Genomic DNA, 25,780 nt, shown 5'->3' on the forward strand with positions numbered 1-25,780 from the left:
CGTCATCCCAGCGGTGGGACTTCAGCGTGCGCGCGCATCACCACGTCACGCGCTGCGGCCACGACGTCCGCCCACAACTGGAGGCCGTAGCTCTTCGACGCCCGCGACGGGTACCCGGTCACTCCGTTGGTGGAGACCTGCTGGACGGGATAACGGAACACCGTGCCCGCGGTGCGGTCGGGGTCGTCGGCATCGCGCATCGCGTCGACGTCCACCAGTTCGGGCCGGATCGCCAGCATCAGCGACGTCTCCGCCGCATTGGCGTGCCAGTCGACCGCGTCCTCGGTGGCTCGCCGGGCGATGTCGGGTGTCAGGTCCCACCACTGCATGACGCCGATCCGCCGGTCGGGATGCTGTCGGCGAAACCGATCGCAGGCCAACCACAATGGCGCGCTGTTACCGACGTGACCATTGACGAACAGGATGCGGCGCACCCCGGAGTCCGCACACGCCTCGGCGACCCGTACCGCCGCCGTTGCGGTCTGGTCCCCGTCGAACGCCACCGTGCCAGGCAGCGCGGTCCCGTGAAAGAAGCTGGCGCCGAACGCGATCGCAGGCAACACGAGAGCAAGCTCACCGGCGGCAGCCTCGGCGATGGCGGTGGCCATGATGGTGTCGGTGCCCACCGGCAGATGCGGCCCATGCTGTTCGGTGGCGCCCACCGGAATCAGGGCCACGGTGTCGGGGTCGGCGGAAAGCCGGTGGGCGATCTGCACCGAGTTGAGGTCATCCCAGCGACTGCTCATCAGAAGAACCGTAGGTAGCGCTCGGACTCCCACGACGAGACGTGTGCGTTGTAGGAATCCCACTCGAGCTTCTTCTCGGAGACGAACGAATCGTACATTGCGGTCCCGAACACGCTGTGCACCAACGGGTCCGCTTCGATCGCGTCGATGGCCTCACCCAGCGAGCGGGGCAGCCAGGTGATGCCGCGCTCGATCAGATCCGGTTCCGAGAGCCGGTAGAGGTTGTCGCGGTTGGGAGCACCGGGGTCGAGCCCCTCCCGGATCCCTTCCAGTCCGGCGGCCAGCATCAGGGCCGCACCCAGATATGGGTTGTTGGCACTGTCGGCGGCGCGGCATTCGACACGTCCGCCGCCCCGGGGGATCCGCAGCATGTTGGTGCGGTTGTTGTCGCCGTAGCAGGCGAAGATCGGTGCCCACGTCAGACCGGACATGCTGCCCTGCTTGACCAGTCGCTTGTAGCTGTTGACCGTCGGCGCGATGACCGCGCAGATCGCCCGGGCGTGACGCAGCACTCCGGCGATGAACTGGTAGCCGAGCGAGGAAAGCCCGCATCCATGCGGATCGTCGCTGGATTCGAAGAGGTTGGTCCCACCGGCGTCGGCCAGCGACATGTTGTAATGCGCTCCGCTGCCCGTTCGATCGGCGAAGGGTTTGGGCATCCACGAGGCGAACAGGCCGTGCTTGCGGGCGATCTCGCCGACCATCATCCGGAAGAAGACGAACCGGTCGGCCATCGATACCGCATCGGTGTAGGTGAAGTCGGTCTCGAACTGACCGTTCCCGTCCTCGTGGTCGAAAGAGTAGACATCCCAGCCCAGTTCGTTCATCGCCGCGACGATCTCGTCGACCACGCCGAAGTTGTGCAGCATCCCGCGCAGGTCGTAGCAGGGTTTGTCGAGGTTGTCGTCGGGGCTAGCCGGCTCCGGCACCCCGGTTCGGTCCGACAGCAGGAAGAACTCCGTCTCGATCCCGAGGTTGAAGGTGTAGCCCAACGTCGCCGCCTCGGCGGTGACCCGCTTGAGGATCTGACGGCTACACGACTCGAACGGGCTGTCACCGATCCACAGATCGCCGGGAAACCATGCGATCTCGCGATTGAACGGCATGACGATCGCCGCGTCGAGGTCCGGGTGCGGCGCGACCTCGTCGTCGTTGACGTCCTGCGGCACACCGTCCAGGGCGGCGCCGGTGAACATCTCCGACCCGTTCGCGGCCTGCTCCAAATGGCCCAGCGGCACCATCTTCGCCTTTGGCTTGCCGTGCATGTCGACGAAACTGATCGCCGCGTAGCGGACTCCCGCGGCGGTCAGCTTCTCGGCGACCTCGCGGACGTCGGTGTGCGCCTGCCCGTTGAGCGTGCTTGTCATCTGTTCCCTTTCTCGCACCGGTCGACGCCACCGTAGCCACGCTCTGTAACTGCGCTGTTTCCAAATAATGAATGACCTATTGAAACTTGGCAGCGATGACGGCCGTGAACAGAGCAGTTGGCGGTCATCGCCAGCACAGTTGTGTCAATAGGTCATTGAAAAGCGCCTCAGCAGTGAAACCCGCCATACCGAGGGCCAATTGCTCCCGAGCAGCTGCCCGGCAGGGTAGTAATTAACCCCATGATCGACGTCACGCTGCTCGGCACCGGAAGCCCGATGGTCGACCCGAATCGCGCCGGGCCGTCAACCCTGGTCAAAGCCGGCGACTCGCTGTTCCTGGTGGATTGCGGGCGGGGGGTGCTGATGCGGGCCGCCGCTGCGGGCGTCGGCGCCGCCAACATCACCGCGCTGCTGCTGACCCATCTGCACAGCGACCACATCACCGACCTGTCCGATGTGATCACCACCCGGTGGGTCACCACGTTCGTGCCCACCCCGCTGCCGATCATCGGCCCGCCCGGCACCAAAGCCGTCGTCGACGCGACGCTGGCGGCGTTGGCCCCCGACATCTCCTACCGCATCGGCCACCACCCCGACATCACCGAACCGCCGTCGATTCAGGTGCACGAGTACGCCTCCGGCCAGGTGTGGGACGACGGCGGCGTCCGGATCACCGCGGCGCCCACCGACCACCGTCCGGTCGAGCCGACACTCGGTTTCCGCGTCGAATACGACGGGGCGGCGGTGGTGCTGGCCGGTGACACCGTGCCCTGCGCCGGCCTCGACGAACTCGCCAAGGGGGCGAACGCACTGGTGCACACCGTCATCCGCGCGGATCTCGTCGAGCAGATGCCGGTTCAGCGGCTCCGGGACATCCTCGACTATCACTCGTCGGTCGAGCAGGCCGCCGCGACCGCCGCCCGCGCCGGGGTCGGCACACTGGTGCTCACCCACTATGTACCGCCCCTGGTGCCCGGCCAGGAGGACCAGTGGCGCGCGAAGGCGGCCACCGAGTTCAGTGGCCCGGTGGAGATCGGCAACGACCTGCTTCGGGTATCCGTCGGGAACTAGCCGTCGGGAACTAAGCCGCGCCGTCGTCCGACTTATGGGCGATGACGACGACCGAGACTTCGACGCGCCGCGGTGACGCGGCTGTGCTGCGCCGGATCTGGCGGCTGCACTTCTGGGTAGGGCTGTTCGCCGCGCCGGTGCTGGTGGTGTTGGCCTGCAGCGGCCTGGTGATCCTCTACAGCCAGCCGCTGGACGCCCTGCTCAACCGGCACCTGCTCGTGGTCGAGCAGGGACCCCAGACGGTTCCCCTCGATGCGCAGGTGGCCACCGCCACCCAACACGCCGGCGCCGGAAGCACACTGGAAGCGGTCACCCCGCCGGACGGCCCGAACTCCTCGACCCGGGTGGACTTCTCCGCCGCCGACGCCAAGGGCTACCCGCAGGCCGAAGCCGACGTCATCCAGGTGTTCGTCGATCCCTACACGGGCGCCTATCTGGGGCAGCGCGATCAACTGTCCGGCCTGGTGGGCTGGGCCAATCAGCTGCACCGAATGTTCGGCAACGACGGCCCGCACATCCAGCTGCCGTCACTGGGACACCTCATCAATCCGTCCGCATATCCCGAGTCCACCATCCCGGTCGGCATCGGCAACCTCTGGATGGAGCTGACCGCGACCTGGATCCTGGTTCTGCTCGGCAGCGGGATCTATCTGTGGTGGCCGCGCGCCATCGAAGCCGCGAAACCGCTGCTGGGCGTGCGATGGCGCGCCGGCGGCCGGCTGCGGTGGCGCGATGTGCATGCGCTGACCGGTGTTGTCATCGCGGTCATCCTGATCTGCTACATCCTGTCCGGGATGACCTGGACGCGCTATTGGGGTGAGAACTGGCGGGCAGTGACCGCGACGGTCACCCCGTCCACCGAAATCGATGCTCCCTCAACGCCGGCCAAGCTCGGCGACTACGACCGCCTGGGGCGCCGCATCGCCTGGGCCGCCACCGACGACCCGATCTACGCATCGCAGCCCACCTCGGGCGCGGCCCGGCTGTCCTACAACGACATTGACCGGATCGCGAAGGACGAGCACATGGTGCCCGGCTATTCGATCTTCCCACCAACGGACACGACGCAGGATGGCGCGACGGTCTACGGCAGCTACACGGTGGTCAACCGGTGGCCGCAACGCGTGTCCGAACAGCGGACGCTCTATCTGAACCAGTTCACCGGCGCCACCATCACCAATGCCACCGCCGCCCAGGACGGTGCCCTGTCCCGGCTGACGAGCTTCGGGATCGCCATGCACATGGGCAACCAGATGGGTTGGCTCACCCGCATTTCGGCCACCGTCGCCTGCCTCGGGGTTCTCCTCAGCGCGGCGACCGGAGTGCTGATGTGGTGGAAACGCCGCCCCACCGGCGCCAGCGGGCTGCCCGGACCGGCCAGCGAATCCACCCGGGCGAACACCCCGAAGAAGGCGATGATCACCGTGGCCGTGATCGCGGTCGTTCTCGGAATCCTGTTCCCGGCCTTCGGTATTTCGCTGTTGGTGGTGCTGGTGGCCGAAGCGATCATCAGTGCCCGGCGGCCACCGCCCGATCACGCCAGTCTGGTGACCTCCACGATCACATCGAGATCGGTCGAGCCCTCACCGGAGTAGATGCCCTTCAGTGGGGTGACGTCGGCGTAGTCCCGGCCGACGCCGACGCTGATGTACTGCTCGTTGATCTCCGCATCGTTGGTCGGGTCGTAGTTCCACCAGCCACCGGTCCAGGCCTGGATCCACGCGTGGCTCTGCCCGTCGATGGTGTCGCCGATCACGGCATCGCGGTTAGGGTGCAGATACCCCGACACATACCGGGCCGGAATTCCCATGCCGCGCAACAGGATCAGCGTCAGATGGGCGAAGTCCTGGCATACGCCCTTGCCTTCACGGAGTGCGTCGAGACCCGACGAGTGCACCCCGGTGGTACCGGGAACGTAACTGAGTTCGCTGTGCGCCCACTGGGCGGCGGCGATCACGGCCTGCACCGGATCGTTCTCCTTGATGATGCGTCTGCCGACCCGCTCGAGTCGCCGGCTGGCCGGCGTGTAGTGCGTCGGAGTCAGCACCTCGTCGAAACGGTCCCGGACCGCCGCGGATGCCAATTCGTCCCACGTCACCTCATCGCTCGGAGCTTCCGGTTTGTCGGTCTCGACCACCGATGACGCGGTCACCTCCAACTCGGTGTGCGGCGCGTGCAGGTCGAAAGCCGTTACCGCCGTGCCCCAATAGTCGACATAACGGTAATTGCGGGTGGCCGGTATGGTCTCCACGCGGTTGAGGATGACGTTCTGCCGGGAGTCCGAGCGCGGCGTCAGCCGAGCCTCGTTGTACGACGCGGTGACCGGTGACTTGTAGGCGTACCCCGTCGCGTGTACGACCCGCATCCGCCACATCAGATCTCCCCTTCCTCGATGACCAGCGCACCGCGTTGCCCGGCATCGGACCACGCGACCCACGGCGCGGAGTGAAAGTACTGCAGCGCCACCGCTTCTCCGACGTCGCGACAGGTTGCCTGCAGCCCGGCCAGCCGTTCCTCCAGCGACTCGAGCAACACGCCCGGACGGATGAACTCCAACTCGCTGCGGGCACGACCGAGTAGACGCTGCGCCTCTGCGGTGGACCCCAGCCGATTGTGCGGGCGGTGCATGAGCTCGTCGAGGCTGTGCTCGGCCAGCTTCAGCGAGTAGTAGATCGACCGCGGGAAAAGCCGGTCCAGCAACATGAATTCGACAACCCGGCTGGCGTCGAGCACACCGCGGTAGGTGCGCAAATATGTGTCGTGGGCACCCGCCGATCGCAACACCGTCACCCAGGCCGGTGACGAGGCGCTGTCCCCCACCCGGGACAGCAGCAGCCGCACCGTCATGTCGACCCGCTCGATAGCGCGTCCGAGCACCAGGAAGCGGTACCCGTCGTCGCGGGACAGCGTCGAGTCAGCCAACCCCGCGAACATCGCAGCCCGGCCCTCGATGAAGCTGAAGAACTCGTGCGGACCCAGCCGGCGGGCCGCCCGCTCCCGTTCGGCCAGCGCGTTATACGTGGTGTTCAGACACTCCCACATGTCACTGGATGTGACTTCCCTTGCCGAACGGGCGTTTTCACGGGCCGCCGAGATCGCCTCGACGATCGAGCAGCCGCCCGCGGTGTCGCGGCTGAATGCCACCAGATCAGTCAGCGACCACAGGTCGAGCTCATGTTTCGGCGACTCGATGCCCAGCACCTGTAAGAGGATCCGAGAGGTCTGGTCGGGATCGACGCTCGAGTCCTCGAGCAGCTGGTGCACAGTCACATCGAGGATGCGGGCGATGTCGTCGGCACGCTCGACGTAGCGTCCGATCCAGTAGAGCGCCTCGGCGTTACGGGCCAGCATCAGCGCATCACCTGCTGTTGCTGTTGCTGTTGCTGTTGCTGGCCTTGTTGCTGCTGACCGGACGACTCGGGGCCTTTCTCGGCGACCGCCGCCTTGCCGGGTTTCGGAATCTTGCGCACCACCTCGGCATCGCCGAGTTCGCGGGCGGCTACCGATGTCTTGGAGGCCAGCACCCAGGTGTCCTTGGATCCTCCGCCCTGGCTGGAGTTGACCACCAGCGACCCCTCGATCAGCGCGGTGCGGGTGAGTCCACCGGGCAGCACCCAGACGTCCTCGCCGTCGTTGACGGCGAATGGCCGCAGATCGACGTGCCGCGGGGCCAGCGCGTCGCCGACCTTGGTCGGCACCGTCGACAGCTGGACCACCGGTTGCGCGATCCAGCCGCGAGGATCGGCGATCACCTTCTTGCGGATGGTCGCCAACTCCTTGTCGGACGCGTCCGGGCCGAACACGATGCCGTAGCCGCCCGATCCCTCGACGGGTTTGATCACCAGTTCGTCGACCCGGTCGAGCACTTCGTCGCGTTCCTCGTCGAGCCAGCAGCGGAACGTGTCGACGTTGGCCAGCAACGGCTTTTCGCCGAGGTAATACTCGATGATCGTCGGCACGTAGGTGTAGACCAGTTTGTCGTCGCCGACGCCGTTGCCGACCGCGCTGGAGATCACGACGTTGCCGGCACGTGCGGCATTCAGCAGGCCCGCAACGCCGAGCACCGAGTCGGGACGGAACTGCATGGGGTCGAGGTAGTCGTCGTCGATGCGGCGGTAGATGACATCGACCTGGCGCTCGCCTTCGGTGGTGCGCATGTAGACGACGTTGTCTCGACAGAACAGGTCGCGCCCCTCGACCAGTTCCACGCCCATCTGCCGAGCCAGCAGGGAGTGTTCGAAGTAGGCCGAGTTGAACGGCCCCGGGGTGAGCACGACCACCGTCGGATCGGCTTCGTTGGTGGCCGCGGCGTTGCGCAGCGCCCGCAGCAGGTGCGAGGAGTAGTCACCGACCGCGCGTACCCGGTGGGTGGCGAACAGGTTGGGGAACACCCGGGCCATCGTGCGCCGGTTCTCCATCACGTAGGACACGCCCGACGGGGACCGCAGGTTGTCTTCGAGGACCCGGAAGGTGCCCTGGGCGTCGCGAACCAGGTCGATGCCGGCGACGTGGATGCGCACCCCGTTGGGCGGGCTGATGCCGGCGGCCTGCCGGTGGAAGTGCTCGCAGGAGGTGACCAGTCGGCGCGGGATGACCCCATCGCGCAGGATTTCCTGGTCGCCATAGATGTCGTCGAGGTACATCTCCAGGGCCTTGACCCGTTGGGTGATGCCCCGTTCGAGCCGGGACCACTCGGCGGCGGAGATCACCCGGGGCACCAGGTCGAGCGGGAAGGGCCGCTCCTGCCCGGACAGCGAGAACGTGATGCCCTGATCGATGAACGCCCGGCCCAGCGCCTCGGCCCTGGCCTCGAGCTCCTCGGCGTCGGACGGCGCGAGTTCGGCGAAAATTCCCTTGTACGGCCCACGGACGTTGCCCTGGTTGTCGAACATCTCGTCGAAGGCCTTGGCATAGGAGCCGAGGTTGTTGTAGCCGCCGAAGATATGGTCGTGGCGCCGGGGTTGTCGCGACCCATTGCGCGACGACCGGTTGGTTTCCGAAGGCAGGGTTCGCAGGCTCACGTGTCCCATGCTGCCGCACGTTCTCCGTTTCGGCAGGCCAGTGGCCTCCATTTTGTGAGTTCAGGGCCCCCACTGGTACTCTGAGCAGTCGCTGCCCGAGGGCCTGACGGCCCCGGCAAGACTGACGAACCCAAGCTTGAAGACGAGGAACTTACGCGTGGCCAACATCAAGTCGCAGGAAAAGCGCATCCGCACCAACGAGCGGCGCCGGGTGCGCAACAAGTCGGTGAAGAGTGCGCTGCACACCGCGATCCGCGGGTTCCGGACGGCCGCTGCTGAGGGCGACAAGGACAAGGCCGCCGAGCTGCTCGTGTCGACCAGCCGCAAGCTGGACAAGGCCGCCAGCAAGGGCGTCATTCACAAGAATCAGGCGGCCAACAAGAAGTCCGCGCTGGCGCAGGCCTTCAACAAGATCTGATTCAGTCCCGGCCGCTTCCGGCGGCCAATTGCGCCACCTTGCGCACCGCATCCTCCAGCACGTAGTCGGCATCGGCTGCGGCACCCTTGACGTCGGCGTTCAACGCCGCGACCAGCCGGATTGCCGTCGCCACCTTGTCGCGCGACCAGCGCCGTGACTGCTTTTGCGCCTTCTGGATCTTCCACGGCGGCATCCCCAGCTCCGAGGCCAACCGGTAGGGGTCGCCGGATACCGGGCCCACCCGCGCGATCGTGTGCACCGCCTCCGCGAGCGCATCGGCGAGCACGACGTGCGGGACGCCGCGCAGCATCGCCCACCGCAACGCCTCGGCCGAGCCCGCGACGTCACCCACCACGGCCTTGTCGGCGATATCGAAGCCGGAGACCTCCGCCTTGCCGCTGTGATAGCGCCGGACCGCGATCGCGTCGACGTGACCGGCGGTGTCGGCGACCAGCTGTGAGCACGCCGACGCGAGTTCCCGGATGTCGGATCCGACGGCGTCGAGCAGCGCGGTGACGGTGTCGTCGTCGACCTTGACCTTCTGCCTGCGGAACTCGGCGCGCACGAAGTCGGCCCGCTCGGCGGCCTTGGTGATCTTGGCGCACGGATGCACCTGCGCGCCGAGTTTTTTGAGTTGATCGGCGAGCGCCTTGGCGCGCCCACCACCGGAGTGCGCGACCGCCAGCACGGTGCCGGGCGGCAGGTCGGCGGCCGCCGTCGCGATCAGCTCGACGGCCTCCTTACCCGCCTCGGCGGCCGACTCGAGCACCACCACCCGCTCGTCGGCGAACAGCGACGGGCTGAGCAGTTCGGCGAGCTCGTTGACCGACACATCGCCCGCCCGCAACCGGTCCACCGGAACGTCGCCACCGCCAGACGCGTCGCGGGCCAGCCGCATCACCTCGGAGATGGCGCGGTCGACCAGTAACTCCTCGTCACCCAGGATCAGATGCAGACCGTCTACCGTCGCGCTCACCCGATGATCGTTTCACGTGCGGTCGACAGCGGCGGACACCGACCTTCACGGATCGCCACACCAGCAGCGCGGCGAGCGAGGTCCCCGCGACAGCCAGCACGCCACCGAGTCCGGACGGCACGCTCACCGCGGCGCCGGGAACATCCGCTGCGGTGGACGCGACGCGCAGCAGCCACCACAGCTCCGGACCGGTGAAGCGGATCAGCAGCCCGGCGACCGGCGGCAGCAGCCAGCACAGTGCGGCGGCCGCGGTACCCAACACGGTGATCGGCGGGATCACCACGGCGACAGCCAAATTGGCGAGCACACCGACCACGCTCAGCTTGCCCGATATCGCGGCAACCAACGGTGCGGTGACCAATTGGGCGGCCAGCGCGATACACAACGCCTCGGCCAGGGGTTTGGGCCAACCTCTGGCGACGAGCCGAGCCGACCAGCCGGGGGCCAGCAGGATGAGTGCGGCGGTCGCGGAGACCGACAGCGCAAAGCCCGCATCGACCGCCAGTTGCGGTGCCGCTATCAGCAATCCGAGTACGGTGGCCGCCAACACCGGAATCGCCTGCCGTCTGCGAGCGCTGACGATGGCCACCAATGCGATGGCACCCATCACCGCCGCGCGCAGCACACTGGCCGTGGGCTGCACGACGATGACGAACGACACCAGCGCGAGGGCCGCCAGCCCGACCGCCGCGCGCGGTCCCACCAGGCCTGCGGACAGCAGCACGGCGCCGCAGACGATCGTGACGTTCGCGCCGGAGACCGCGGTGAGGTGGGTCAGCCCGGCGGTTTTGAATTCCGTTGTGGTGGTGGCCGATACAGCGGAGGTGTCACCCAGCACCAGCCCCGGCAGGATGGCAGCCTGATCGGCGGGTAGCGCGTCGCGGGCGGATCGGGCGAAATGGTCACGCACTGCACGGGCCGCCCGCTGTGGTGGCGACGCCCGCCCCACTGTGGGCCGGCCGGTCGCGTTCAGCACGGCCACCGTCAAGTCGCGCCGAGTCGGCCGGCTGATGCGGGCTGCAAAGCGGACCGGCTGGCCGGCCATCAACTCGCCGAAACCCTGCGTCTGAGCGAAAACCACCACGCTGCCGGTCATCTCGGCGCCGTCGAACTGCGAGAGCGCGGCACGAAACATCAGTCGTCCACCGCCGAGCTGACGAGGCTCCTCCGTCACCGTCACCGTTACCGTCGCGACCGCGCCGAACCGTTGGGCGACCGGATGTTCGCGAACGGCGTCGCTGCGCATCGCCGCGGCCACCGCGAAACCCGCACCGACCACCGCCGCGCCCACCACCGCGACACCGGCCGTGCGGAGAACTGGTACCTGTTCGCCACGCCATCGGGCCAGCGCCACCCAACCGATCCCGATGCCCGCGCAGGCCGCGGCCAGCAGCGGTCCCACCGCCCACGTGATCGCCGCCGCCGTGACCGCCCAGGCCGTCAGCGCCGCGGGCACCAGCCGCAGATCAAGCGCGGCGCCCAGATCCGTCACACCCGGACCAGGGCCCGTAGTTTCTCCAGCCGCGCCGGACCGATGCCGTCGACCTCGCCGAGCTGGTCGACGCCGGCGAACTTTCCATTGGCGTCCCGCCAGGCGACGATCGCGGCGGCCGTCACCGGCCCCACCCCCGGCAGCGCATCAAGTTGCTCGACGGTGGCGGTGTTGAGGTTGACCGGCTCGGCAGGCCCGCCCTTTCCCGGCGCCGCCGGCGGATCGGACGCGGCGGGCGGTGTGCCCTTGACCGAACTGCCGAGTGCGCTCGGCTGGCCGGCCGGGGTGCCGATGCCAACGACGATCTGTTCACCGTCCGTGAGGTGGCGTGCCAGGTTGAGCCCCAGCGTGTCGGCTCCGGCCAGTGCGCCGCCCGCGGCCGACACCGCGTCGGCGATGCGGGCATCCGGGGCCAGGGTCACCAGCCCTGGCTTGGTGACGAGCCCGACCACGCTGACCACCACGGGCTGGTTGGGATCCGGTCCGGGCCGCGCGACGGCCGAGGACACCATCTCCACCGGCGGCAGCTTGGCCGACACCACCGGTGGTGGGTCGTCGCGCATCAGGGCGAACACCGTGATGAGCACCGCCACAACGGCGATCACCGCCAGGGCGATGCCACCCGAACGGCCGGGATCAGCGCGGATCGCGGCGAGCCAGGTCGCGCCGCGGTCGGCGCGCCCGTCCGGGATCCAGCTGGGGACCGGGACCTCGTCATCGTCGTCAGCATCAGTCGGTTCACCCGCCGGGTCACCCCGGAGGCGGCGTTGCAGGCCGGCCAGCGGTTGATCGGTTCGCATGCCGCGACCGTAGGGCGCGATGGCGACTGGAGATCCGCTGTGCGGGACTGCGCGGTGCGAACCTGTGGATGAATCCGGAACTGTGTACACGTCCGAACCTCGCCACCCAGGGAGCACCCCATGATCGCCATCACCGACCGCCCCATCCGGGTGATCCAGTGGACCACCGGCAACATCGGCCGCCGGTCGCTGCACGCGATCATCAGCCGGCCGGACCTGGAACTGGTCGGGGTGTACGCCCACGGCGAAGACAAGCTCGGCGTCGACGCCGCGGAGTTGTCCGGCTGGCCCGAACCCACCGGCGTCAGCGCGACCAACGACATCGATGCGCTGCTGGCGGCCAAGCCGGACGCCTGCTGCTACAACCCGTTATGGCCCAGCGTGGATGAGTTGGTACGGCTGTTGGAGGCCGGCGTCAACGTGTGTTCGTCGGCCGCGTGGATCACCGGCGGCAAGCAGTCGCCCGAAGACCTGGCCCGGATCCGAAAGGCCTGCGAGGAAGGCAATTCCACGATCTTCGGTAGCGGCGCGCATCCCGGCATGACGAACATGGTCGGCATGGTGCTCTCCGGCGCCTGCGAGCGCGTCGACGAGATCCGCATCACCGAGTCGGTGGACTGTTCGACATATGAGTCGGCGGGCACCCAGTCCGCGATGGGGTTCGGCTGCGATCCCGATACCGAGGGTCTGGCCGAAAGTGTGCGGGTGGAAAGCGAGGTGTTCGCCGAATCCGCGGCGATGATGGCCGACGCGATCGGCGCGAAGCTGGACCGGATGACCTTCGACGTCACGTTCACCACCGCCACCGGCGACAGCGACCTCGGCTTCATGACGATCCCGGAGGGCACGGTCGGCGGCGTGTACGGCTACCACCGCGGCTGGGTGGGCGACCGCAATGTGGTCAGCGTCGGGTTCAACTGGATCATGGGCAGCCACGTGGTGCCGCCCAAACCACTCGAGCACGGTCACGTCATCCAGGTGTACGGCGTGCCCAACATGCGCACGGTGCTGCATTGCCTGCCGCCCAAGAATTGGCCTGAGCCGGGTTTCATGGGGCTGGGCATGATCTACACCGCGCTGCCGGTCACCAACGCGGTGCCCGCCGTTGTCGCCGCCAAGCCTGGCATCGCGACGCTGGCCGATCTGCCGCCGGTCACGGGCCGGTTCGCCGCCAGCTGACGGCGCGGGAATGAAACCGGACCACGGTCCGGTTACTTCGTGAGAGGCGCCGGGCACAGGGCACGGCGCCGCCGATCAAGGAGACCTCACGATGACCGCAGCAGTTCAGGCCACCGAACTCACCGGAACCTGGGCGATCGACCCCGTCCATTCGTCGATCAGCTTCTCAGTACGCCACCTCGTCGTCAGTAAGGTCCGCGGGACGTTCGGCGCGTTCAGCGGCGCCGTCACCGTCGCGGCCGACGGCACGCCAACGGTGACCGCCGAGATCGACGTCACCTCGGTCTACACCGGCAACGAGCAGCGTGACGCGCATCTGCGCGCGGCCGACTTCTTCGACGTCGAGCAGTACCCCACCGCCACATTCGCCTCGACGTCGGTGGTCCCCGACGGGGATTCCTACCGGCTCGAGGGCGACTTCACCCTCAAGGGTGTGACTCGCCGGATCAGCCTGCCCGTGCAGTTCAACGGTGTGAACCCCGGCATGGGGCACGGCGCGGTCGCCGGGTTCGAGGCATCAGTGGTGCTGAACCGCAAGGACTTCGGCATCGACATCGACATGCCGTTGGAGACCGGCGGCGCGGTTGTCGGCGACAAGGTCACCATCACTCTGGAGATCGAAGCCCTCAAGCAGGCGTGAGGCGATCCGGCGGGGTGGGATCGAGTGCGACGACGATTCCCACCGCGCCGGCGCCGACGTGCACGCCGAGCACCGGGCCCAGGTCGGTGACGACCACGTCCCCGCAACCGGGCAGCGCCGACGCCAGCGTGGCGGCCAATTCTCCTGCGGCGTCGGGATTGTCGATGTGGTGGACGGCGAGCGCGGCGTGCCGCTCACCCACCACCTCGATGACTTGCTCGATCATCGCGGCCTGCGCCTTGGATGCGGTGCGCACCCGTTGGGCCAGCACCAGACGGCCCTGTTCGTCGAGGCGCAGCAGCGGTTTGAGCGCGAGTGCCGTGCCCAGCCAGGATGCCGCGGTACCGATCCGGCCGCTGCGGCGAAGGTTGTCCAGCCGCTGGACCACGATGTAGGCCCGCACCCGCGACACGGCCGATTCCGCTTCGGCAGCAACGGCTTCCAGGTCAGCTCCGCCGAGCGCGGCACGCGCAGCGGCCAGTGCAACGAACCCGGTGCCCATCGCCGTCGACTTGGAATCCACCACCCGAACGGCACCGTCGAATTCGCGGGCCGCGTATTCGGCGGCCCCCAGCGTGCTGGATAGCTCACCGGAGATGTGCACGGCCACCACCCCGTCACCGTCGCTGGCGCGCAAAGCTTCCCGGTAGGCCGCGGACAATTCACTCGGTGTCGCGCCGGCGGTCGTCACATGACCGCGTTGATACAGATCGGCCGGGGTCGCGTCGACCCCGTCGCGCAGGTCGCGGCCGTCGACCAGGATGTGCAGTGGCACAACGTGGATACCGCAGGCGCGGACATCATCGGTCCGAAGCCGAGCCGACGAATCGGTGACCACGACGACGGCCATGGATCAGCGGTGCGGGTTGTCGAGTGGGACGCCTGCTTCGGCGAGGGCCTTGAGCATCAGCTCGGCGACGCCGGAATGCGCTTCGAAGTTCCAGTGGATACCGTCCGGGTTGCCGCGGCCGGCCAGCACCTCTTCGGCCACCGCGGCTTTCAGATCGACCACCGGAATGTCGTGCTGCGCCGCCCACTCGTTGATCGCGGCGACTGTGCCGGGCCTGCCGCGATGGGACATGCCATAGGTGGGCGCGATGTGCACCGAGGGTACCGACGCGACCATCGGAATGCCGGGGCGGTTGAAGTCGATTGCACCGCGGGTCATTTCGAGGTACTCCACCGTCAGATGAGGCGGTAGGGCCGGGCGCGCCATCGGTGAGAGTTTCGGCTGAACCCAGCCGTAGCCGTCGCGCACCCAGCGGCGCAGCCAAGACGGCCGGACGTAGCGGATCAACTCACGCAGCGCGGTGGGCAGCGGCGAAGGCAGCGAATCCATCCCGCTGGTCGCGAAGATCACCGCACCGGCACGGGGCAGCGCGGCCCACGCCCGCGGATCCTGGGTGGCTGCCCACCAGACGTCGCGGCTGGTCCACCCGATGCGGCCGATCAGTTCGACATCCCAACCCAGTTGACGGGCAACGATATTGGGCCAGATCCGCGGATCGTCGGAGGGCAGGCCGCCTTGTGGACCGTAGTAGGACAGGGAGTCGCAGAAGATCAGCAACGTCGGCTCAGAGGACATCGTTGGCCACCTGCGCCGAAGCGTTCCACACGTCGAGCCGCCAGCGGATGTCCTCGAAGACCGCGTCGTCGGCACCGTGTCCGGACAGCTGCGCCCAACTCGCGTTGCCCATGCCACCCAGCACCGGCCAGTTCCCGACCGGAAGCCCGAGCAGCCCGGCACACAACGCAGCGATCAGTCCACCGTGGGCCACCAGCACCAGCGGGCGGTCGGGCTCGTCGACGCCCCATTCACGTTCTGCGGCAACCAATTCAGCGACCAGCGGGATACTGCGGTTGGCAACATCAACCCGACTCTCGCCGCCGTGCGGAGCCCAGGTCGCGTCGTCGCGCCACGCCAGCCGCGCTCCTGGCGACACGGCATCCACCTCGTGGTGGGTCATACCCTGCCAGTCACCGAGGTGGGTTTCGCGAAGCCGGGTGTCGACCTCCACCCGCAGGCCGGTGCGCTCCCCCAGCGCCACTGCGGTGTCGTAGGCGCGGTGCAGATCTGAGGACACGATGCGGACGGGCTGACGCTTGGCCAGCACCTCGGCGGCGGCAACAGCCTGAGCCCGGCCCAGGTCGGTGAGCTCGCTGTCGAGCTGGCCCTGCATACGGCTTCCGGCGTTGTACTCCGTCTGTCCGTGGCGCAGCATCACCAGCCTGCGCACCCTCATGGAGCGTCCTCGACCTCAACGTCATCCAGGTTCACGCTCAGGAAGGGGCAGTCCCGCCACAGCCGATCCAGGGCGTAGAAGTTGCGCTCCTCCTGATGCTGGATGTGCACCACGATGTCGACATAGTCCAGGAGCACCCAGCGGCCTTCGCGGGTGCCTTCCCGGCGGGCCGGCTTGTATCCGGCCAGCCGCATCTTCTCCTCGACCTCGTCGACAATCGCGTTGACCTGTCGCTCGTTGGACGCCGAGGCGATCACGAAGCAGTCGGTGATCACCAGCTGGCCGGACACGTCGATCACGACGACGTTCTGGGCGAGCTTGGCGGCGGCGGCCCGCGCGGCCACCGTCGCCATCTGGACGGCTTCGTCGGACGCGGTCACGTGGTGGTCTCCTCGATTGTGGTGACGGACAGACGGTCCACCTGGCCCAAGTCGCTGTAGAGGTGGCGCTTGGACACGTACTGCACGACGCCGTCGGGCACCAGATACCAGATGGGCCGGTTCTTGGCCGCGCGCAGCCGGCAGTCGGTGGATGAGATGGCCAGGGCGGGCACCGAGACGAGGCTCAGTGCCTCCTCGGGCAGTTGGTCGAACGCGGCGACGATGTGTTGGCCGTTGAGTTCATAACCGGGCCGGCTGACACCGACGAACTTCGCCAGCGCGAACAGTTCCTCCCAGTTCTGCCAGGACAGGATCGAGGCCAATGCGTCGGCACCGGTGATGAAGTACAAGTCGGCGTCGGGATTCAGCGCGCGCAGATCGCGCAGGGTGTCGCTGGTGTAGGTGGCTCCGCCACGGTCGATGTCGACGCGGCTCACCGAGAACCGGGGGTTGGCGGCGGTCGCGATGACCGTCATCAGGTAGCGATCCTCGGCCGGGGTCACCTCCCGGGACTTCTGCCACGGTTGGCCGGTGGGGACGAACACCACCTCGTCCAGCTCGAAGAGGTCGGCGACCTCACTGGCCGCAACCAGGTGGCCGTTGTGGATGGGATCGAACGTCCCACCCATCACGCCGAGCCTGCGCCGCGCCGAGGAAACCACGATTGACCAGCTTACGGGAGGCGCTGGTGCGTTTCCGCACGCTCGCGATCGGTCGCGGACTCTGTGCCCTGGCAAAGGCACGTGAGGGATATCACTAAAGTTCAGGTAGCCTTTTCCCCGAGTCGAGTTATGCCGATCAGGGGGCCTGTGATGAAGAAGCTCGGTAGCCGACGGATATCTGCGCCTGTGACCAGTGTGGTGGCTGTGGCCGCGGCCGTCGCGGTGGGGCTGACGCCGACGGTGTCGTCGGCACCGGTGTTGACCGCCGCCACCGTGGATTATCTGCGCGGCACGAATATCGGCTGGACCCCCACCGACCAGCAGTACCGCGATTTCATCTCCCGCGTGCTCGACGGCACCGACACCCCGGCGGCCACACCCACCTCGGCAGGCAACATCGCCTACAACGCCGGTTTCTGGCCGGTGTCGAACAACTACATCTTCGACAAGACCTGGAACCAGTCCGTTGCGCAGGGCGTGAAGAACGTCGAAGCGCGTGACCCCCAGGGCGACGTCATCTTCGGACTGTCGCAGGGCGCGGTGGTGCTGTCCCGTTACAAAGCCGCCCACCCCGAGGGCACCGGGAACACCTTCGTCCTCGTCGAGAACCCGAGCCGACCCAACGGTGGAATTCTGGAAAGGTTTGCCGGACTGTATATTCCGGTCCTCGATATCAGCGTGAGCGGGGCGACTCCAGACAACGGCGATACGACGGTGGACGTCGCGCGCCAGTACGACGGCTGGGCCGACTTCCCCACCTACCCCTTGAATCTGTTGGCAACGGTCAACGCGATCATGGGGATGATCTACGTCCATGGTCAGACCCAGACCGAGCTCACCGCCGCCGACATCGAGGCCGCGAAGGCCGGCGGCAGCGCGTACTACCAACAGCACGGCGACACCACGTACTACCTCATTCGGACCCCGCTGGTCCCGCTGCTGATGCCGCTCAAGGGCATCGTGCCGGACCCGATTCTGGGCGCCATCGATCCGGTCCTGCGCAAGTTCATCGAAATGGGTTACAACCGCGCCGATTACAGCACGCCGACCAGGGCCCAACTGCTGCCGGGCGTCAGCCTGCCCGCCTTCCCCAGCCTGCCCGCTGCGCCCAGCGCCGCGCCGAAGGCCGTGACGGCGGCGGCAGCCGAACCGGAGGCGGGCACAGCCGAGGTGAGCAAGCCGGAGGTGAGCACACCTGAAGTGAGCGCACTGGCGGCCGCGTCGACGCCGAAAGCCGGCAGTCCCGCCAAGAAGGCCACCGGCGCGAAGAAGAGCGCCGCGTCGAGCGACTCGTCGGGCAGCCCTGCACCGAAGAAGAAGTCCACCGGCGGCAGCGCGCGGCCGTCGGCCAAGAAGGCGAGCTAGGCCGGATCTTTCAGGGCTGGCGCATGTCATGATCGGCTATGCCCACAGTCGTTGCCGCTCTGATCGCGGTGATCGGTGCCCTGATTCAGAATCGCCGTCATAGGGACCGCAACCCGGCCGACGTCCACATGGTGTGGTGGATGGTCACAGTGGTCGGTGTCGCGTCGCTGCTGGGCGCCGCCTTCCACATCTTCGACGGCCCGCACACGGCGGAACTGATCGGCTACACCCGCGGCAATGGCGGTTTCCAATGGGAGAACGCGATGGGCGACACCGCAATCGGCGTCGTCGGCATCCTGGCGTACTGGTTTCGCGGCCACTTCTGGCTGTGCACGATCATTGTGCTGACCATCCAGTACCTCGGCGACGGTGCCGGCCACATCTACTACTGGCTGGCCGAAAACAACACCCGGCCGTACAACATCGGGTTCCCGTTGTGGACCGATTTTCTGCTGCCGATTGTCATGTGGGCGCTGTACATCTGGTCGCGGCGCACCGGCGGTGACGCGGCGCCCAGGGCCTAGCGACTAGACCGAGATCGACGTTGCGTCGGGCTCCACTCGCACAAATTCGGCGAAACGTCGGTTTCGGCGAGGGGTAGGCGCGCTAGACCGGCAGCAGTTGGTCGATCACGGCGGCAAGCTGCTTGGCCGACCGGCATTCGTGCATGGTGATGACGTCTTCGTAGCGCGGGACCGCCGAATCGCCGCTGCCCCACAGGTGCCGCGGCTCGGGGTTGAGCCAGTGCGCATGCCGGCTCGAGGTGACCATGTGGGCCAGCACGTCCACGGCCGGATTGCGGTAGTTGGTGCGACCGTCGCCGAGCACCAACAGCGAACTGCGCGGCGACAACACGTTGTGGAAGTTCTCGGTGAACGAGACGAACGCATTGCCGTAGTCGGAGTGCCCGTCGCGGGTGTACACCCCCGCCTCGCGGGTGATGCGCTGGATCGCGACCGCGAGGTCGGCATCCGGACCGAACAGGTGCGTCACCTCGTCGGTGGTGTCGATGAAGGCGAACACCCGAACCCGGGAGAACTGCTGACGCAGGGCATTGACGAGCAGCAGAGTGAAGTGACTGAAGCCCGCCACTGAACCCGAGACATCGCACAGCACAACGAGTTCCGGCCGAGCCGGGCGCGGCTTACGCAGCACAACGTCGATCGGCACACCACCGGTCGACATCGACTTGCGCAGCGTCTTGCGCAGGTCGATGGCACCGGACCGGGACCGACGGCGGCGGGCCGCCAGGCGGGTGGCCAGCATCCGCGCCAGCGGGCCGACGACCTTGCGCATCTCGCGCAGCTGATCCCCGGACGCCCGCAGGAACTCCACGTTCTCGGACAGCTGCGGGATGCCGTACATCTGGACATGGTCACGGCCCAGCTGTTCGGCGGTGCGCCGCTTGGTCTCGCTCTCCACCATCCGGCGAAGTTGTGCGATCTTCTGCGCGGCAAGCGCTTTGGCGATCTGCTCCTGCGTGGGGGTGGGGTCGTCGTCGTGCGGTGCGAGCAAGCCGGCCAGCAGCCGGCCTTCCAGCTCGTCGAGTCCCATCGCCTTGAGCGCCTGATACGACGAGTACGACGGGCCGCGACTCGAGGTGTAGCGGCCGTACGCCTCGACGATCTGGGCGATCATCGCGACCAGCCGCTCGTCCATGTCGCCGATGTCGGGGTTGTCGGCCAGCAGGTCCAGCAGCATTTCCCGCATGGCCTCGATGTCCTCGGGCGGCAGGCCCTGCTGGGGCTCCTCGTCGGCATCCTCGTCGACCAGCACGGTGCGGCCGCCCAGCGCGGCAGGCCACCACAGGTCGAACAACGCGTCGTAGGTCTGCCGGTGGTCAGCGCGCCGCAGCACCGCGCAGGCCAGGCCCTCCCGCAGCGCTTCCCGCTCCCCCAGCCCCAGCACCGTCAGCACCCGGCCCGCATCGACGGTCTCCGAGGGGCCCACCGAGATACCTTGGGCGCGTAGCGCTTCGACGAACCCCACCAGATGCCCGGGCAACCCGTGCGGGGCCAGCGGCTGTGCGGGACGCACCCTGCGGACGGCCATCGGGCTAGTTCAGCCGAAGTTCGCCGGTGGCGCGCTGCTGATCGGACTGGTGCTTGAGCACCACCCCGAGCGTCGCGGCGATGGTGGCGTCGTCGATGGTGTCCATCCCGAGGGCCAGGATCGTGCGGCCCCAGTCGATGGTCTCGGCGACCGAGGGCACCTTCTTGAGCTGCATCCCGCGCAGCACCCCGATGATCCGCACCAGTTCGGCGGCCAGCGACTCCGGTAGTTCGGGCACCCGCGACAACAGGATGCGTCGCTCGAGGTCGGGGTCGGGGAAGTCGATGTGCAGGAACAGGCAACGACGCTTGAGCGCCTCGGACAGCTCCCGGGTGGCGTTGGAGGTCAGCACCACGAACGGAGTGCGCGAGGCGGTGATGGTGCCGAGTTCGGGCACGGTGACCGCGAAGTCGCTGAGCACCTCCAGCAGCAGGCCTTCGATCTCGATGTCGGCCTTGTCGGTTTCGTCGATCAGCAGCACGGTGGGTTCGGTGCGTCGGATCGCGGTCAGCAGCGGGCGGGACAGCAGGAATTCCTCGCTGAAGATGTCGGACTTGGCCTGATCCCAGTCGTTCGACCCGGACTGCATCCGCAGGATCTGCTTGGCGTGGTTCCACTCGTAAAGCGCGCGGGCCTCGTCGACACCCTCGTAGCACTGCAGGCGTACCAGGCCCGACCCGGTGGTCTGGGCGACCGCGCGGGCGAGCTCGGTCTTGCCGACGCCGGCCGGGCCCTCGACCAGCAGGGGCTTGCCCAGCCGGTCGGCCAGGAACACCGCGGTGGCGGTGGCGGTGTCGGGCAGGTAGCCGGTCTCGGCCAGCCGCTTGGCGACATCGTCGATGTCAGCGAACAGCGGCGCCGGGCGGGCCGGGGTTTCAGTCACGGATTCTCCTGTTGTCGTCCTAGGCAGGTCGGGTGTGGCCGTCTCCCCAGACGATCCACTTGGTTGACGTCAATTCGGGCAAACCCATCGGGCCGCGGGCATGCAGCTTCTGGGTGGAGATGCCGATCTCGGCTCCGAAGCCGAACTGCTCGCCGTCGGTGAATGCCGTGGAGGCGTTGACCATCACCGCGGCGGCGTCCACTCGTTCGGTGAACCGTTGCGCCGCTTCGAGATTGGTGGTGACGATCGCCTCGGTGTGCCCGGTGCCGTAGGTGTTGATGTGCTCGATGGCGGCGTCGAGGCCGGCCACGGTGGCCACCGCGATGTCCATCGACAGGAACTCCGCCCGCAGCTCGTCCTCGGTCGGGTTGTCGTGGACGGTGACGCCGGCCCGACTCAGGGCGTCGACCAGGCGAGGTAGCGCGGTGTCGACCAGCGCCTGGTCGACCAACAGGGTCTCGGCCGCATTGCAGACGCTGGGCCGACGGGTCTTGGCGTTGAGGATGATTCGTTCAGCGACGTCGATGTCCGCGGCGGAATGGACGTAGACGTGGCAGTTGCCGACGCCGGTTTCGATGGTCGGCACCGTGGCATCGCGCACGACGGCGTCGATCAGGCCGGCGCCCCCGCGCGGGATCACCACGTCCACCAACCCGCGGGCCTGGATGAGGTGGGTGACGCTGGCGCGGTCGGCGCTGGGCAGCAGCTGGACCGCGTCTTCGGGCAGGCCTTCGGCGGCCAGGGCGCCGCGCAGCGCGGCGACGAGCGCGGCGTTGGAGTTGGCGGCCGAGGAACTGCCGCGCAGCAGGACGGCGTTGCCGGACTTGAGGGTGAGTCCGAAGGCGTCGACGGTCACGTTGGGCCGGCCCTCGTAGACGATCCCGACGACTCCGAGCGGAACCCGCTGCTGGCGCAGTTGCAGCCCGTTGGGCAGGGTGCGGCCGCGCAACACTTCACCGATCGGGTCCGGCAGCCCGGCGACCTGACGCAGGCCGGCGGCGATGCCGTCGATGCGCTGAGGGTTGAGCGCCAGCCGGTCCAGCATGGCCTCCGCGGTGCCCGCTGCACGTGCGGCGTCGAGGTCGGCGGCATTGGCGGCCAGGATCCGGTGGGCGTGCGCGAGGACGGCGTCCGCGGCGGCGTGCAGGGCGCGGTCTTTGACCGTGGTGGTCAGCGTGCCGAGGGTGCGGGACGCGACCCGCGCGCGGCGGGCAGCGTCGTGAACCTGGCCGCGCAAGCCCTGATCGAGGGATGGCGCTTCGACACTCATCCCCTCAGGGTATCGGCCTCCCTACCAACCGGCAGGTGGGGGCCGGTCTAGGCGGGCCCGGCCAGGGGGTCACCGCGATGCCGGGAGGCGCCGTCGGCGAGCCCGAACAGGGCCCTGGCGTCGTCGGTGATGGCGCGCTGGAAGGCCGAGGTGATCGGGGCGTCCAGTTTGGCCAGGATGTCGGTGACGACGTCGGCGTCCATGCCGACGAACTCGTCGGTGCCGAACTCGTAGAAACCGTCGAAGTCCAGGCCGAAGAACGGCCCGGGCTGGAAGGGCCGTCGCCGCAGGTGCTGCGGGAGGGTCGCGGACCCGTTCGCGAATGCGGCGTACTGCACGTTGAGTCCGGCGCGCCCGCCGAGGTCGAAGGCGGCGACTCCTTGGACGCCGCGGGACGGCACGTGGTCGGGGGCGACCGCCAGCGGGCCGAGCAGGCCGCCGTCGATCCACGTAGCCCATCCGCGGGCGTCGGCGGGCGGCTGCGGCACCCGGATCTCGTCGATGTAGCGCAGGCCGACACGCTGCAGGCCGGAGGTGATCTGCGCGTCGACCAGGGCGCGGCATCCGGCGGCGATCGCGGTGCGGATCGCGTCGAGACCGGTGAAGTTGGTGGTCTCATAACTGAGGGTGCTCGCGGTGACCGTCAGCGACTCGGTGCTGTCGGCGTTACGCAGCAGGATGCCCTGGCGTTGTTCCATCCGTGGCGGCAGACCGGGCCCGGCGTCCGCAAGGCTGACACCGGTCAGCGGCTCGGTGACCGGGAAGCGTCTGTCGACGGCGATCGCGATGGCGTCGAGGGTTTCCTGCCTGCGCAGCCGCGGCGCATCGGTGAATCGGACTTCCGCGATGACGGCCACGACCGGTGCGGTGCCGGTTGTCTCGGCGTTGGGGTACATGGAATCCCAACCTACCGATTGAACAAGCCCGAAAGTTGATTGCCGGCGTTGGCCAGACCAGAGGTGAGGTCGCCGGAGTTGAGCGCCCCGGAATTGCCGCCCGTCCCGCTGTTGAAGAAGCCGGAGGACGGGTTGGTGGTGGAGTTGAAGTAACCGGGGGTTTGGTGGAAGTCGATGACGTCGAACTCGTAGGGGCCCAGCGTCCCATTGCCCATGAGATCGATGAGGCTTTGGAAGGCGAAGCTCAGTGGGATCGGGTCGATGATGGCGGTCGGGTCGATGGTGACCGGGATGTTGCCGCTGGCAACGGTTATGGGCAGACCCCAGTCGGTCCAGATGCAGTCGCCGAGTCCGCACAGGCCCTGGCGATCCCAGGTTCGTACCGAGAACGGGATGTTGATGTCGACAGCGCTGAGGTTGAGCGCGTTGATGGTGCCGGTGATCGGGATGTCGATCGGGACGTGGACGGCGTAGTGGTAGCCGAATTGCTCGATAGCGATGGAGTACTTGACGTTGACGAGTCCTTGGTGGTCGCCTCGCCAGAACATGCCGTTGCTGAAGTTGCCGCCGATGAACGCGCCGGTGTTGACGTTGCCGGAGTTGGCGAAGCCGGTGTTGGAGTTTCCGGTGTTCGCGACGCCGGTATTGGTGTCGCCGGGGTTGAAGCCGCCGGTGTTGGTGTTGCCCACGTTCAGCATGCCGCTGTTGTTGCTGCCCGTGTTCCCGTAACCCGTGTTGGTGTTGCCGACGTTGAGCCAACCCCGATTGAGGTTGCCCGCATTGCCGAAGCCCCAGTTGTTGTTGCCGGAGTTGAAGAACCCGACATTGCCATCACCGGAGTTGAAGAACCCGATGTTGTTGTTACCCGAGTTGAACAACCCGATGTTCCCGCTGCCGGTGTTCCAGCCTCCGAAGCCGAATTGGTTGTTGCCGGTCAGCCCGATCCCGATATTGCCGGTACCCGAATTCCCGAACCCGATATTGCCCGACCCGATATTGCCGAACCCAAAGTTGAAGTCCCCCAAGTTCCCCCAACCAAAATTGGAGTTGCCCAGGTTCCCGAACCCGGCATTGGAACTGCCGTGGTTACCCGACCCGATGTTGCCGTCGCCCTGGTTGCCGTTGCCGACGTTGGTGCTGCCATCGTTGCCCGAACCGAGGTTCCCGTTCCCGACGTTGCCCCACCCAACGTTCAACGACCCGACATTGCCGAACCCGAGATTGAACCGGGTCCCGGTGGCGTCGCGGAACCAACCCGCCAGATTCGTTCCGAGCGTGCCGATTCCGGAGACGAATCCAGGGGTCGCCAGGTTCAGGGTGCTGGTGTTGACGAGCCCTGAGACGGTGTTGCCGAGGTTGGCGAAGCCGGATGACGTCGCACCGTAATTGAGCCAGCCGGACAGGGTGGATCCGGCACCGGTGACGAAGTTGGCCCATCCGGAGGTGGCAGCTCCGAAGTTGAAGGCTCCCGATCCCCCGCCGGTGCCGGTGTTGAAGAAGCCCGACGTCGGATTGGTGGTCGCGTTGAAGAACCCGGGCGCGGCGGGAATGTCCAACAACGAGATTCGGATGGGGCCTACGCCGCCGGATGCGCCGATGAGGATGGCGGTGTTGAGTCCGCCGATGATGAGCGAGGCGGCTTTGTTGTCGGTGAAGCCGATGTCGACGGGCCCGATGGTCGACGGGCCGAAGGAGCCGCTGAGGCCGACTTGGTTGACGGTGCAGCCGAGGTCACAGATGCCGATGGCGATGCCGGTGATCGGGCCGGGCCCGATGGTGACGGTGGGGATCGTGATCTGGTCGATGTGTACGGGTGTCGCGGTGACGGCGATCGGGATGTTCACCGGGATGTTGACGTCGAAGAAGGCGGGTATCTCGGCGATCGTGATGCCGAGGCTGGCGCTGAACTGTCCTTGGTTGTCGCCGCGCCAGAAGATGCCGTTGCTGTAATTGCCGCCGATGAAGGCGCCGGTGTTGACGTTGCCCGTGTTGGCGAAACCGGTGTTGGAGTTACCGGTGTTCGCAAACCCGGTATTGAGATCACCGGGGTTGAACCCGCCGGTGTTGGTGCTGCCGACGTTCAGCACACCGGAATTGGTGTTACCCGTGTTCCCGTAACCGGTGTTCGTGTGGCCCACATTGAGCGCACCGGTGTTGGTGTTGCCGACGTTGAGCCAGCCGGTGTTGAGGTTGCCGGCGTTGCCGAAGCCCCAGTTGTTGTTGCCGGAGTTGAAGAACCCGACATTGCCATCACCGGAGTTGAAGAACCCGACGTTGTTGTTACCCGAGTTGAACAACCCGATGTTCCCGGAACCGGTG

At 67.4% G+C, this 25,780-nt stretch carries 25 protein-coding genes; 7 read left to right on the forward strand and 18 right to left on the reverse strand.

Features of this window, described 5'->3' with window-relative positions:
• Nucleotides 1-2: 2 nt before the first annotated feature.
• Nucleotides 3-746 (reverse strand): creatininase family protein, encoded by a 744-nt coding sequence (locus AB4879_RS28360; protein ID WP_370510209.1) that lies wholly within the window; start codon nt 744-746, stop codon nt 3-5.
• Nucleotides 746-2,113, reverse strand: a complete 1,368-nt coding sequence (gene glnT, locus AB4879_RS28365) for a type III glutamate--ammonia ligase (protein ID WP_102805637.1) — start codon at nt 2,111-2,113, stop codon at nt 746-748. Before glnT ends, AB4879_RS28360 begins: the two co-directional genes overlap by 1 nt.
• A 240-nt stretch (nt 2,114-2,353) precedes the next feature.
• Between glnT and AB4879_RS28370 the strand changes: the two genes are divergently transcribed.
• Both AB4879_RS28370 and AB4879_RS28375 read left to right on the forward strand, forming a co-directional pair.
• Entirely contained in the window at nt 2,354-3,184 is an 831-nt protein-coding gene (locus AB4879_RS28370) for a ribonuclease Z (protein WP_102805638.1), read from the forward strand.
• A 41-nt stretch (nt 3,185-3,225) separates the two neighbouring features.
• Complete coding sequence (locus AB4879_RS28375) at nt 3,226-4,779, forward strand: PepSY-associated TM helix domain-containing protein (protein WP_370510210.1); 1,554 nt, start codon at nt 3,226-3,228, stop codon at nt 4,777-4,779.
• Here the strand turns inward: AB4879_RS28375 and AB4879_RS28380 are convergent.
• The 3 genes from AB4879_RS28380 to AB4879_RS28390 are packed head-to-tail and all read right to left on the reverse strand — an operon-like array spanning nt 4,719 to nt 8,214.
• A complete protein-coding gene (locus AB4879_RS28380) occupies nt 4,719-5,558 on the reverse strand; it encodes a transglutaminase N-terminal domain-containing protein (RefSeq protein WP_370510211.1) in 840 nt (279 codons plus the stop codon). The two genes, AB4879_RS28375 and AB4879_RS28380, sit on opposite strands and share 61 nt — an antisense overlap.
• The gene (locus AB4879_RS28385; protein ID WP_102805641.1) at nt 5,558-6,535 is read right to left on the reverse strand and encodes an alpha-E domain-containing protein; all 978 of its coding nucleotides are present in this window, start codon (nt 6,533-6,535) and stop codon (nt 5,558-5,560) included. Before AB4879_RS28385 ends, AB4879_RS28380 begins: the two co-directional genes overlap by 1 nt.
• Nucleotides 6,535-8,214 carry a circularly permuted type 2 ATP-grasp protein gene (locus AB4879_RS28390; protein ID WP_370510212.1) on the reverse strand — a complete coding sequence of 560 codons (1,680 nt, stop codon included), beginning with the start codon at nt 8,212-8,214 and terminating at the stop codon, nt 6,535-6,537. Before AB4879_RS28390 ends, AB4879_RS28385 begins: the two co-directional genes overlap by 1 nt.
• Before the next feature lie 148 nt (nt 8,215-8,362).
• On the opposite strand from AB4879_RS28390, the gene rpsT reads away from it, so the two are divergent.
• Nucleotides 8,363-8,623, forward strand: coding sequence for a 30S ribosomal protein S20 (gene rpsT / locus AB4879_RS28395; RefSeq protein ID WP_036344424.1), 261 nt, complete (start codon nt 8,363-8,365; stop codon nt 8,621-8,623).
• Nucleotide 8,624: 1 nt separating this feature from the next.
• Here rpsT and holA read toward each other — a convergent pair whose 3' ends face one another.
• From holA to AB4879_RS28410, 3 genes are read right to left on the reverse strand one after another with little or no spacing between them, the layout of a single operon-like run.
• Nucleotides 8,625-9,578 (reverse strand): DNA polymerase III subunit delta, encoded by a 954-nt coding sequence (holA, locus tag AB4879_RS28400; RefSeq protein ID WP_370510261.1) that lies wholly within the window; start codon nt 9,576-9,578, stop codon nt 8,625-8,627.
• Complete coding sequence (locus tag AB4879_RS28405) at nt 9,559-11,064, reverse strand: ComEC/Rec2 family competence protein (protein WP_370510262.1); 1,506 nt, start codon at nt 11,062-11,064, stop codon at nt 9,559-9,561. Before AB4879_RS28405 ends, holA begins: the two co-directional genes overlap by 20 nt.
• Nucleotides 11,065-11,087: 23 nt before the next feature.
• Nucleotides 11,088-11,891, reverse strand: a complete 804-nt coding sequence (locus tag AB4879_RS28410; RefSeq protein ID WP_370510213.1) for a ComEA family DNA-binding protein — start codon at nt 11,889-11,891, stop codon at nt 11,088-11,090.
• A gap of 120 nt (nt 11,892-12,011) precedes the next feature.
• Here AB4879_RS28410 and AB4879_RS28415 point away from each other — a divergent pair, with 120 nt between their 5' ends.
• Both AB4879_RS28415 and AB4879_RS28420 read left to right on the forward strand, forming a co-directional pair.
• Nucleotides 12,012-13,070 carry a dihydrodipicolinate reductase gene (locus AB4879_RS28415; RefSeq protein WP_370510214.1) on the forward strand — a complete coding sequence of 353 codons (1,059 nt, stop codon included), beginning with the start codon at nt 12,012-12,014 and terminating at the stop codon, nt 13,068-13,070.
• A gap of 91 nt (nt 13,071-13,161) precedes the next feature.
• Complete coding sequence (locus tag AB4879_RS28420) at nt 13,162-13,710, forward strand: YceI family protein (RefSeq protein ID WP_102805647.1); 549 nt, start codon at nt 13,162-13,164, stop codon at nt 13,708-13,710.
• Here AB4879_RS28420 and AB4879_RS28425 read toward each other — a convergent pair.
• Genes AB4879_RS28425 through nadD form a run of 5 tightly spaced genes read right to left on the reverse strand, consistent with a single transcriptional unit; the run spans nt 13,697 to nt 16,995 of the window.
• A complete protein-coding gene (locus AB4879_RS28425) occupies nt 13,697-14,560 on the reverse strand; it encodes a DegV family protein (RefSeq protein WP_370510215.1) in 864 nt (287 codons plus the stop codon). The two genes, AB4879_RS28420 and AB4879_RS28425, sit on opposite strands and share 14 nt — an antisense overlap.
• A 3-nt stretch (nt 14,561-14,563) precedes the next feature.
• Nucleotides 14,564-15,295 (reverse strand): diglucosylglycerate octanoyltransferase, encoded by a 732-nt coding sequence (octT, locus tag AB4879_RS28430; protein ID WP_370510216.1) that lies wholly within the window; start codon nt 15,293-15,295, stop codon nt 14,564-14,566.
• Nucleotides 15,285-15,953: a glucosyl-3-phosphoglycerate phosphatase gene (gene gpgP / locus AB4879_RS28435; RefSeq protein ID WP_102805650.1), complete on the reverse strand. Its 669-nt coding sequence runs from the start codon at nt 15,951-15,953 to the stop codon at nt 15,285-15,287. The genes octT and gpgP overlap by 11 nt, the downstream gene beginning before the upstream one ends.
• Entirely contained in the window at nt 15,950-16,333 is a 384-nt protein-coding gene (rsfS, locus tag AB4879_RS28440) for a ribosome silencing factor (RefSeq protein WP_102805651.1), read from the reverse strand. The genes gpgP and rsfS overlap by 4 nt, the downstream gene beginning before the upstream one ends.
• Entirely contained in the window at nt 16,330-16,995 is a 666-nt protein-coding gene (gene nadD, locus AB4879_RS28445; protein WP_370510217.1) for a nicotinate-nucleotide adenylyltransferase, read from the reverse strand. Before nadD ends, rsfS begins: the two co-directional genes overlap by 4 nt.
• A gap of 186 nt (nt 16,996-17,181) precedes the next feature.
• On the opposite strand from nadD, the gene AB4879_RS28450 reads away from it, so the two are divergent.
• Nucleotides 17,182-18,360 (forward strand): PE-PPE domain-containing protein, encoded by a 1,179-nt coding sequence (locus AB4879_RS28450; RefSeq protein ID WP_370510218.1) that lies wholly within the window; start codon nt 17,182-17,184, stop codon nt 18,358-18,360.
• Nucleotides 18,361-18,398: 38 nt separating this feature from the next.
• Nucleotides 18,399-18,884: a DUF6790 family protein gene (locus tag AB4879_RS28455; protein ID WP_370510219.1), complete on the forward strand. Its 486-nt coding sequence runs from the start codon at nt 18,399-18,401 to the stop codon at nt 18,882-18,884.
• An 82-nt stretch (nt 18,885-18,966) separates the two neighbouring features.
• Here AB4879_RS28455 and AB4879_RS28460 read toward each other — a convergent pair whose 3' ends face one another.
• The 5 genes from AB4879_RS28460 to AB4879_RS28480 all read right to left on the reverse strand — a co-directional run.
• A complete protein-coding gene (locus tag AB4879_RS28460) occupies nt 18,967-20,412 on the reverse strand; it encodes a VWA domain-containing protein (RefSeq protein WP_370510220.1) in 1,446 nt (481 codons plus the stop codon).
• A gap of 4 nt (nt 20,413-20,416) precedes the next feature.
• Nucleotides 20,417-21,295, reverse strand: a complete 879-nt coding sequence (locus AB4879_RS28465) for a MoxR family ATPase (protein ID WP_102805656.1) — start codon at nt 21,293-21,295, stop codon at nt 20,417-20,419.
• A gap of 19 nt (nt 21,296-21,314) precedes the next feature.
• Nucleotides 21,315-22,565, reverse strand: a complete 1,251-nt coding sequence (locus AB4879_RS28470; RefSeq protein ID WP_370510221.1) for a glutamate-5-semialdehyde dehydrogenase — start codon at nt 22,563-22,565, stop codon at nt 21,315-21,317.
• A 47-nt stretch (nt 22,566-22,612) separates the two neighbouring features.
• Nucleotides 22,613-23,461 carry a TIGR04255 family protein gene (locus AB4879_RS28475; protein ID WP_370510222.1) on the reverse strand — a complete coding sequence of 283 codons (849 nt, stop codon included), beginning with the start codon at nt 23,459-23,461 and terminating at the stop codon, nt 22,613-22,615.
• Between the two features lie 11 nt (nt 23,462-23,472).
• Nucleotides 23,473-25,780 (reverse strand): beta strand repeat-containing protein (locus AB4879_RS28480; protein WP_370510223.1); only part of this gene is annotated, 2,308 nt, incomplete at its 5' end.

Source organism: Mycobacterium sp. SA01 (genome assembly GCF_041287105.1).
GTDB lineage: Bacteria > Actinomycetota > Actinomycetes > Mycobacteriales > Mycobacteriaceae > Mycobacterium.

What these genes read in the sequence shown, in the direction of transcription:
- AB4879_RS28360 (WP_370510209.1), bottom strand. Translation starts at nt 746, where the DNA reads ATGAGCAGTCGCTGGGATGACCTCAACTCGGTGCAGATCGCCCACCGG.
- glnT (WP_102805637.1), bottom strand. Translation starts at nt 2,113, where the DNA reads ATGACAAGCACGCTCAACGGGCAGGCGCACACCGACGTCCGCGAGGTC.
- AB4879_RS28370 (WP_102805638.1), top strand. Translation starts at nt 2,354, where the DNA reads ATGATCGACGTCACGCTGCTCGGCACCGGAAGCCCGATGGTCGACCCG.
- AB4879_RS28375 (WP_370510210.1), top strand. Translation starts at nt 3,226, where the DNA reads ATGACGACGACCGAGACTTCGACGCGCCGCGGTGACGCGGCTGTGCTG.
- AB4879_RS28380 (WP_370510211.1), bottom strand. Translation starts at nt 5,558, where the DNA reads ATGTGGCGGATGCGGGTCGTACACGCGACGGGGTACGCCTACAAGTCA.
- AB4879_RS28385 (WP_102805641.1), bottom strand. Translation starts at nt 6,535, where the DNA reads ATGCTGGCCCGTAACGCCGAGGCGCTCTACTGGATCGGACGCTACGTC.
- AB4879_RS28390 (WP_370510212.1), bottom strand. Translation starts at nt 8,214, where the DNA reads ATGGGACACGTGAGCCTGCGAACCCTGCCTTCGGAAACCAACCGGTCG.
- AB4879_RS28410 (WP_370510213.1), bottom strand. Translation starts at nt 11,891, where the DNA reads ATGCGAACCGATCAACCGCTGGCCGGCCTGCAACGCCGCCTCCGGGGT.
- AB4879_RS28415 (WP_370510214.1), top strand. Translation starts at nt 12,012, where the DNA reads ATGATCGCCATCACCGACCGCCCCATCCGGGTGATCCAGTGGACCACC.
- AB4879_RS28420 (WP_102805647.1), top strand. Translation starts at nt 13,162, where the DNA reads ATGACCGCAGCAGTTCAGGCCACCGAACTCACCGGAACCTGGGCGATC.
- AB4879_RS28425 (WP_370510215.1), bottom strand. Translation starts at nt 14,560, where the DNA reads ATGGCCGTCGTCGTGGTCACCGATTCGTCGGCTCGGCTTCGGACCGAT.
- octT (WP_370510216.1), bottom strand. Translation starts at nt 15,295, where the DNA reads ATGTCCTCTGAGCCGACGTTGCTGATCTTCTGCGACTCCCTGTCCTAC.
- gpgP (WP_102805650.1), bottom strand. Translation starts at nt 15,953, where the DNA reads ATGAGGGTGCGCAGGCTGGTGATGCTGCGCCACGGACAGACGGAGTAC.
- AB4879_RS28455 (WP_370510219.1), top strand. Translation starts at nt 18,399, where the DNA reads ATGCCCACAGTCGTTGCCGCTCTGATCGCGGTGATCGGTGCCCTGATT.
- AB4879_RS28460 (WP_370510220.1), bottom strand. Translation starts at nt 20,412, where the DNA reads ATGGCCGTCCGCAGGGTGCGTCCCGCACAGCCGCTGGCCCCGCACGGG.
- AB4879_RS28470 (WP_370510221.1), bottom strand. Translation starts at nt 22,565, where the DNA reads ATGAGTGTCGAAGCGCCATCCCTCGATCAGGGCTTGCGCGGCCAGGTT.
- AB4879_RS28475 (WP_370510222.1), bottom strand. Translation starts at nt 23,461, where the DNA reads ATGTACCCCAACGCCGAGACAACCGGCACCGCACCGGTCGTGGCCGTC.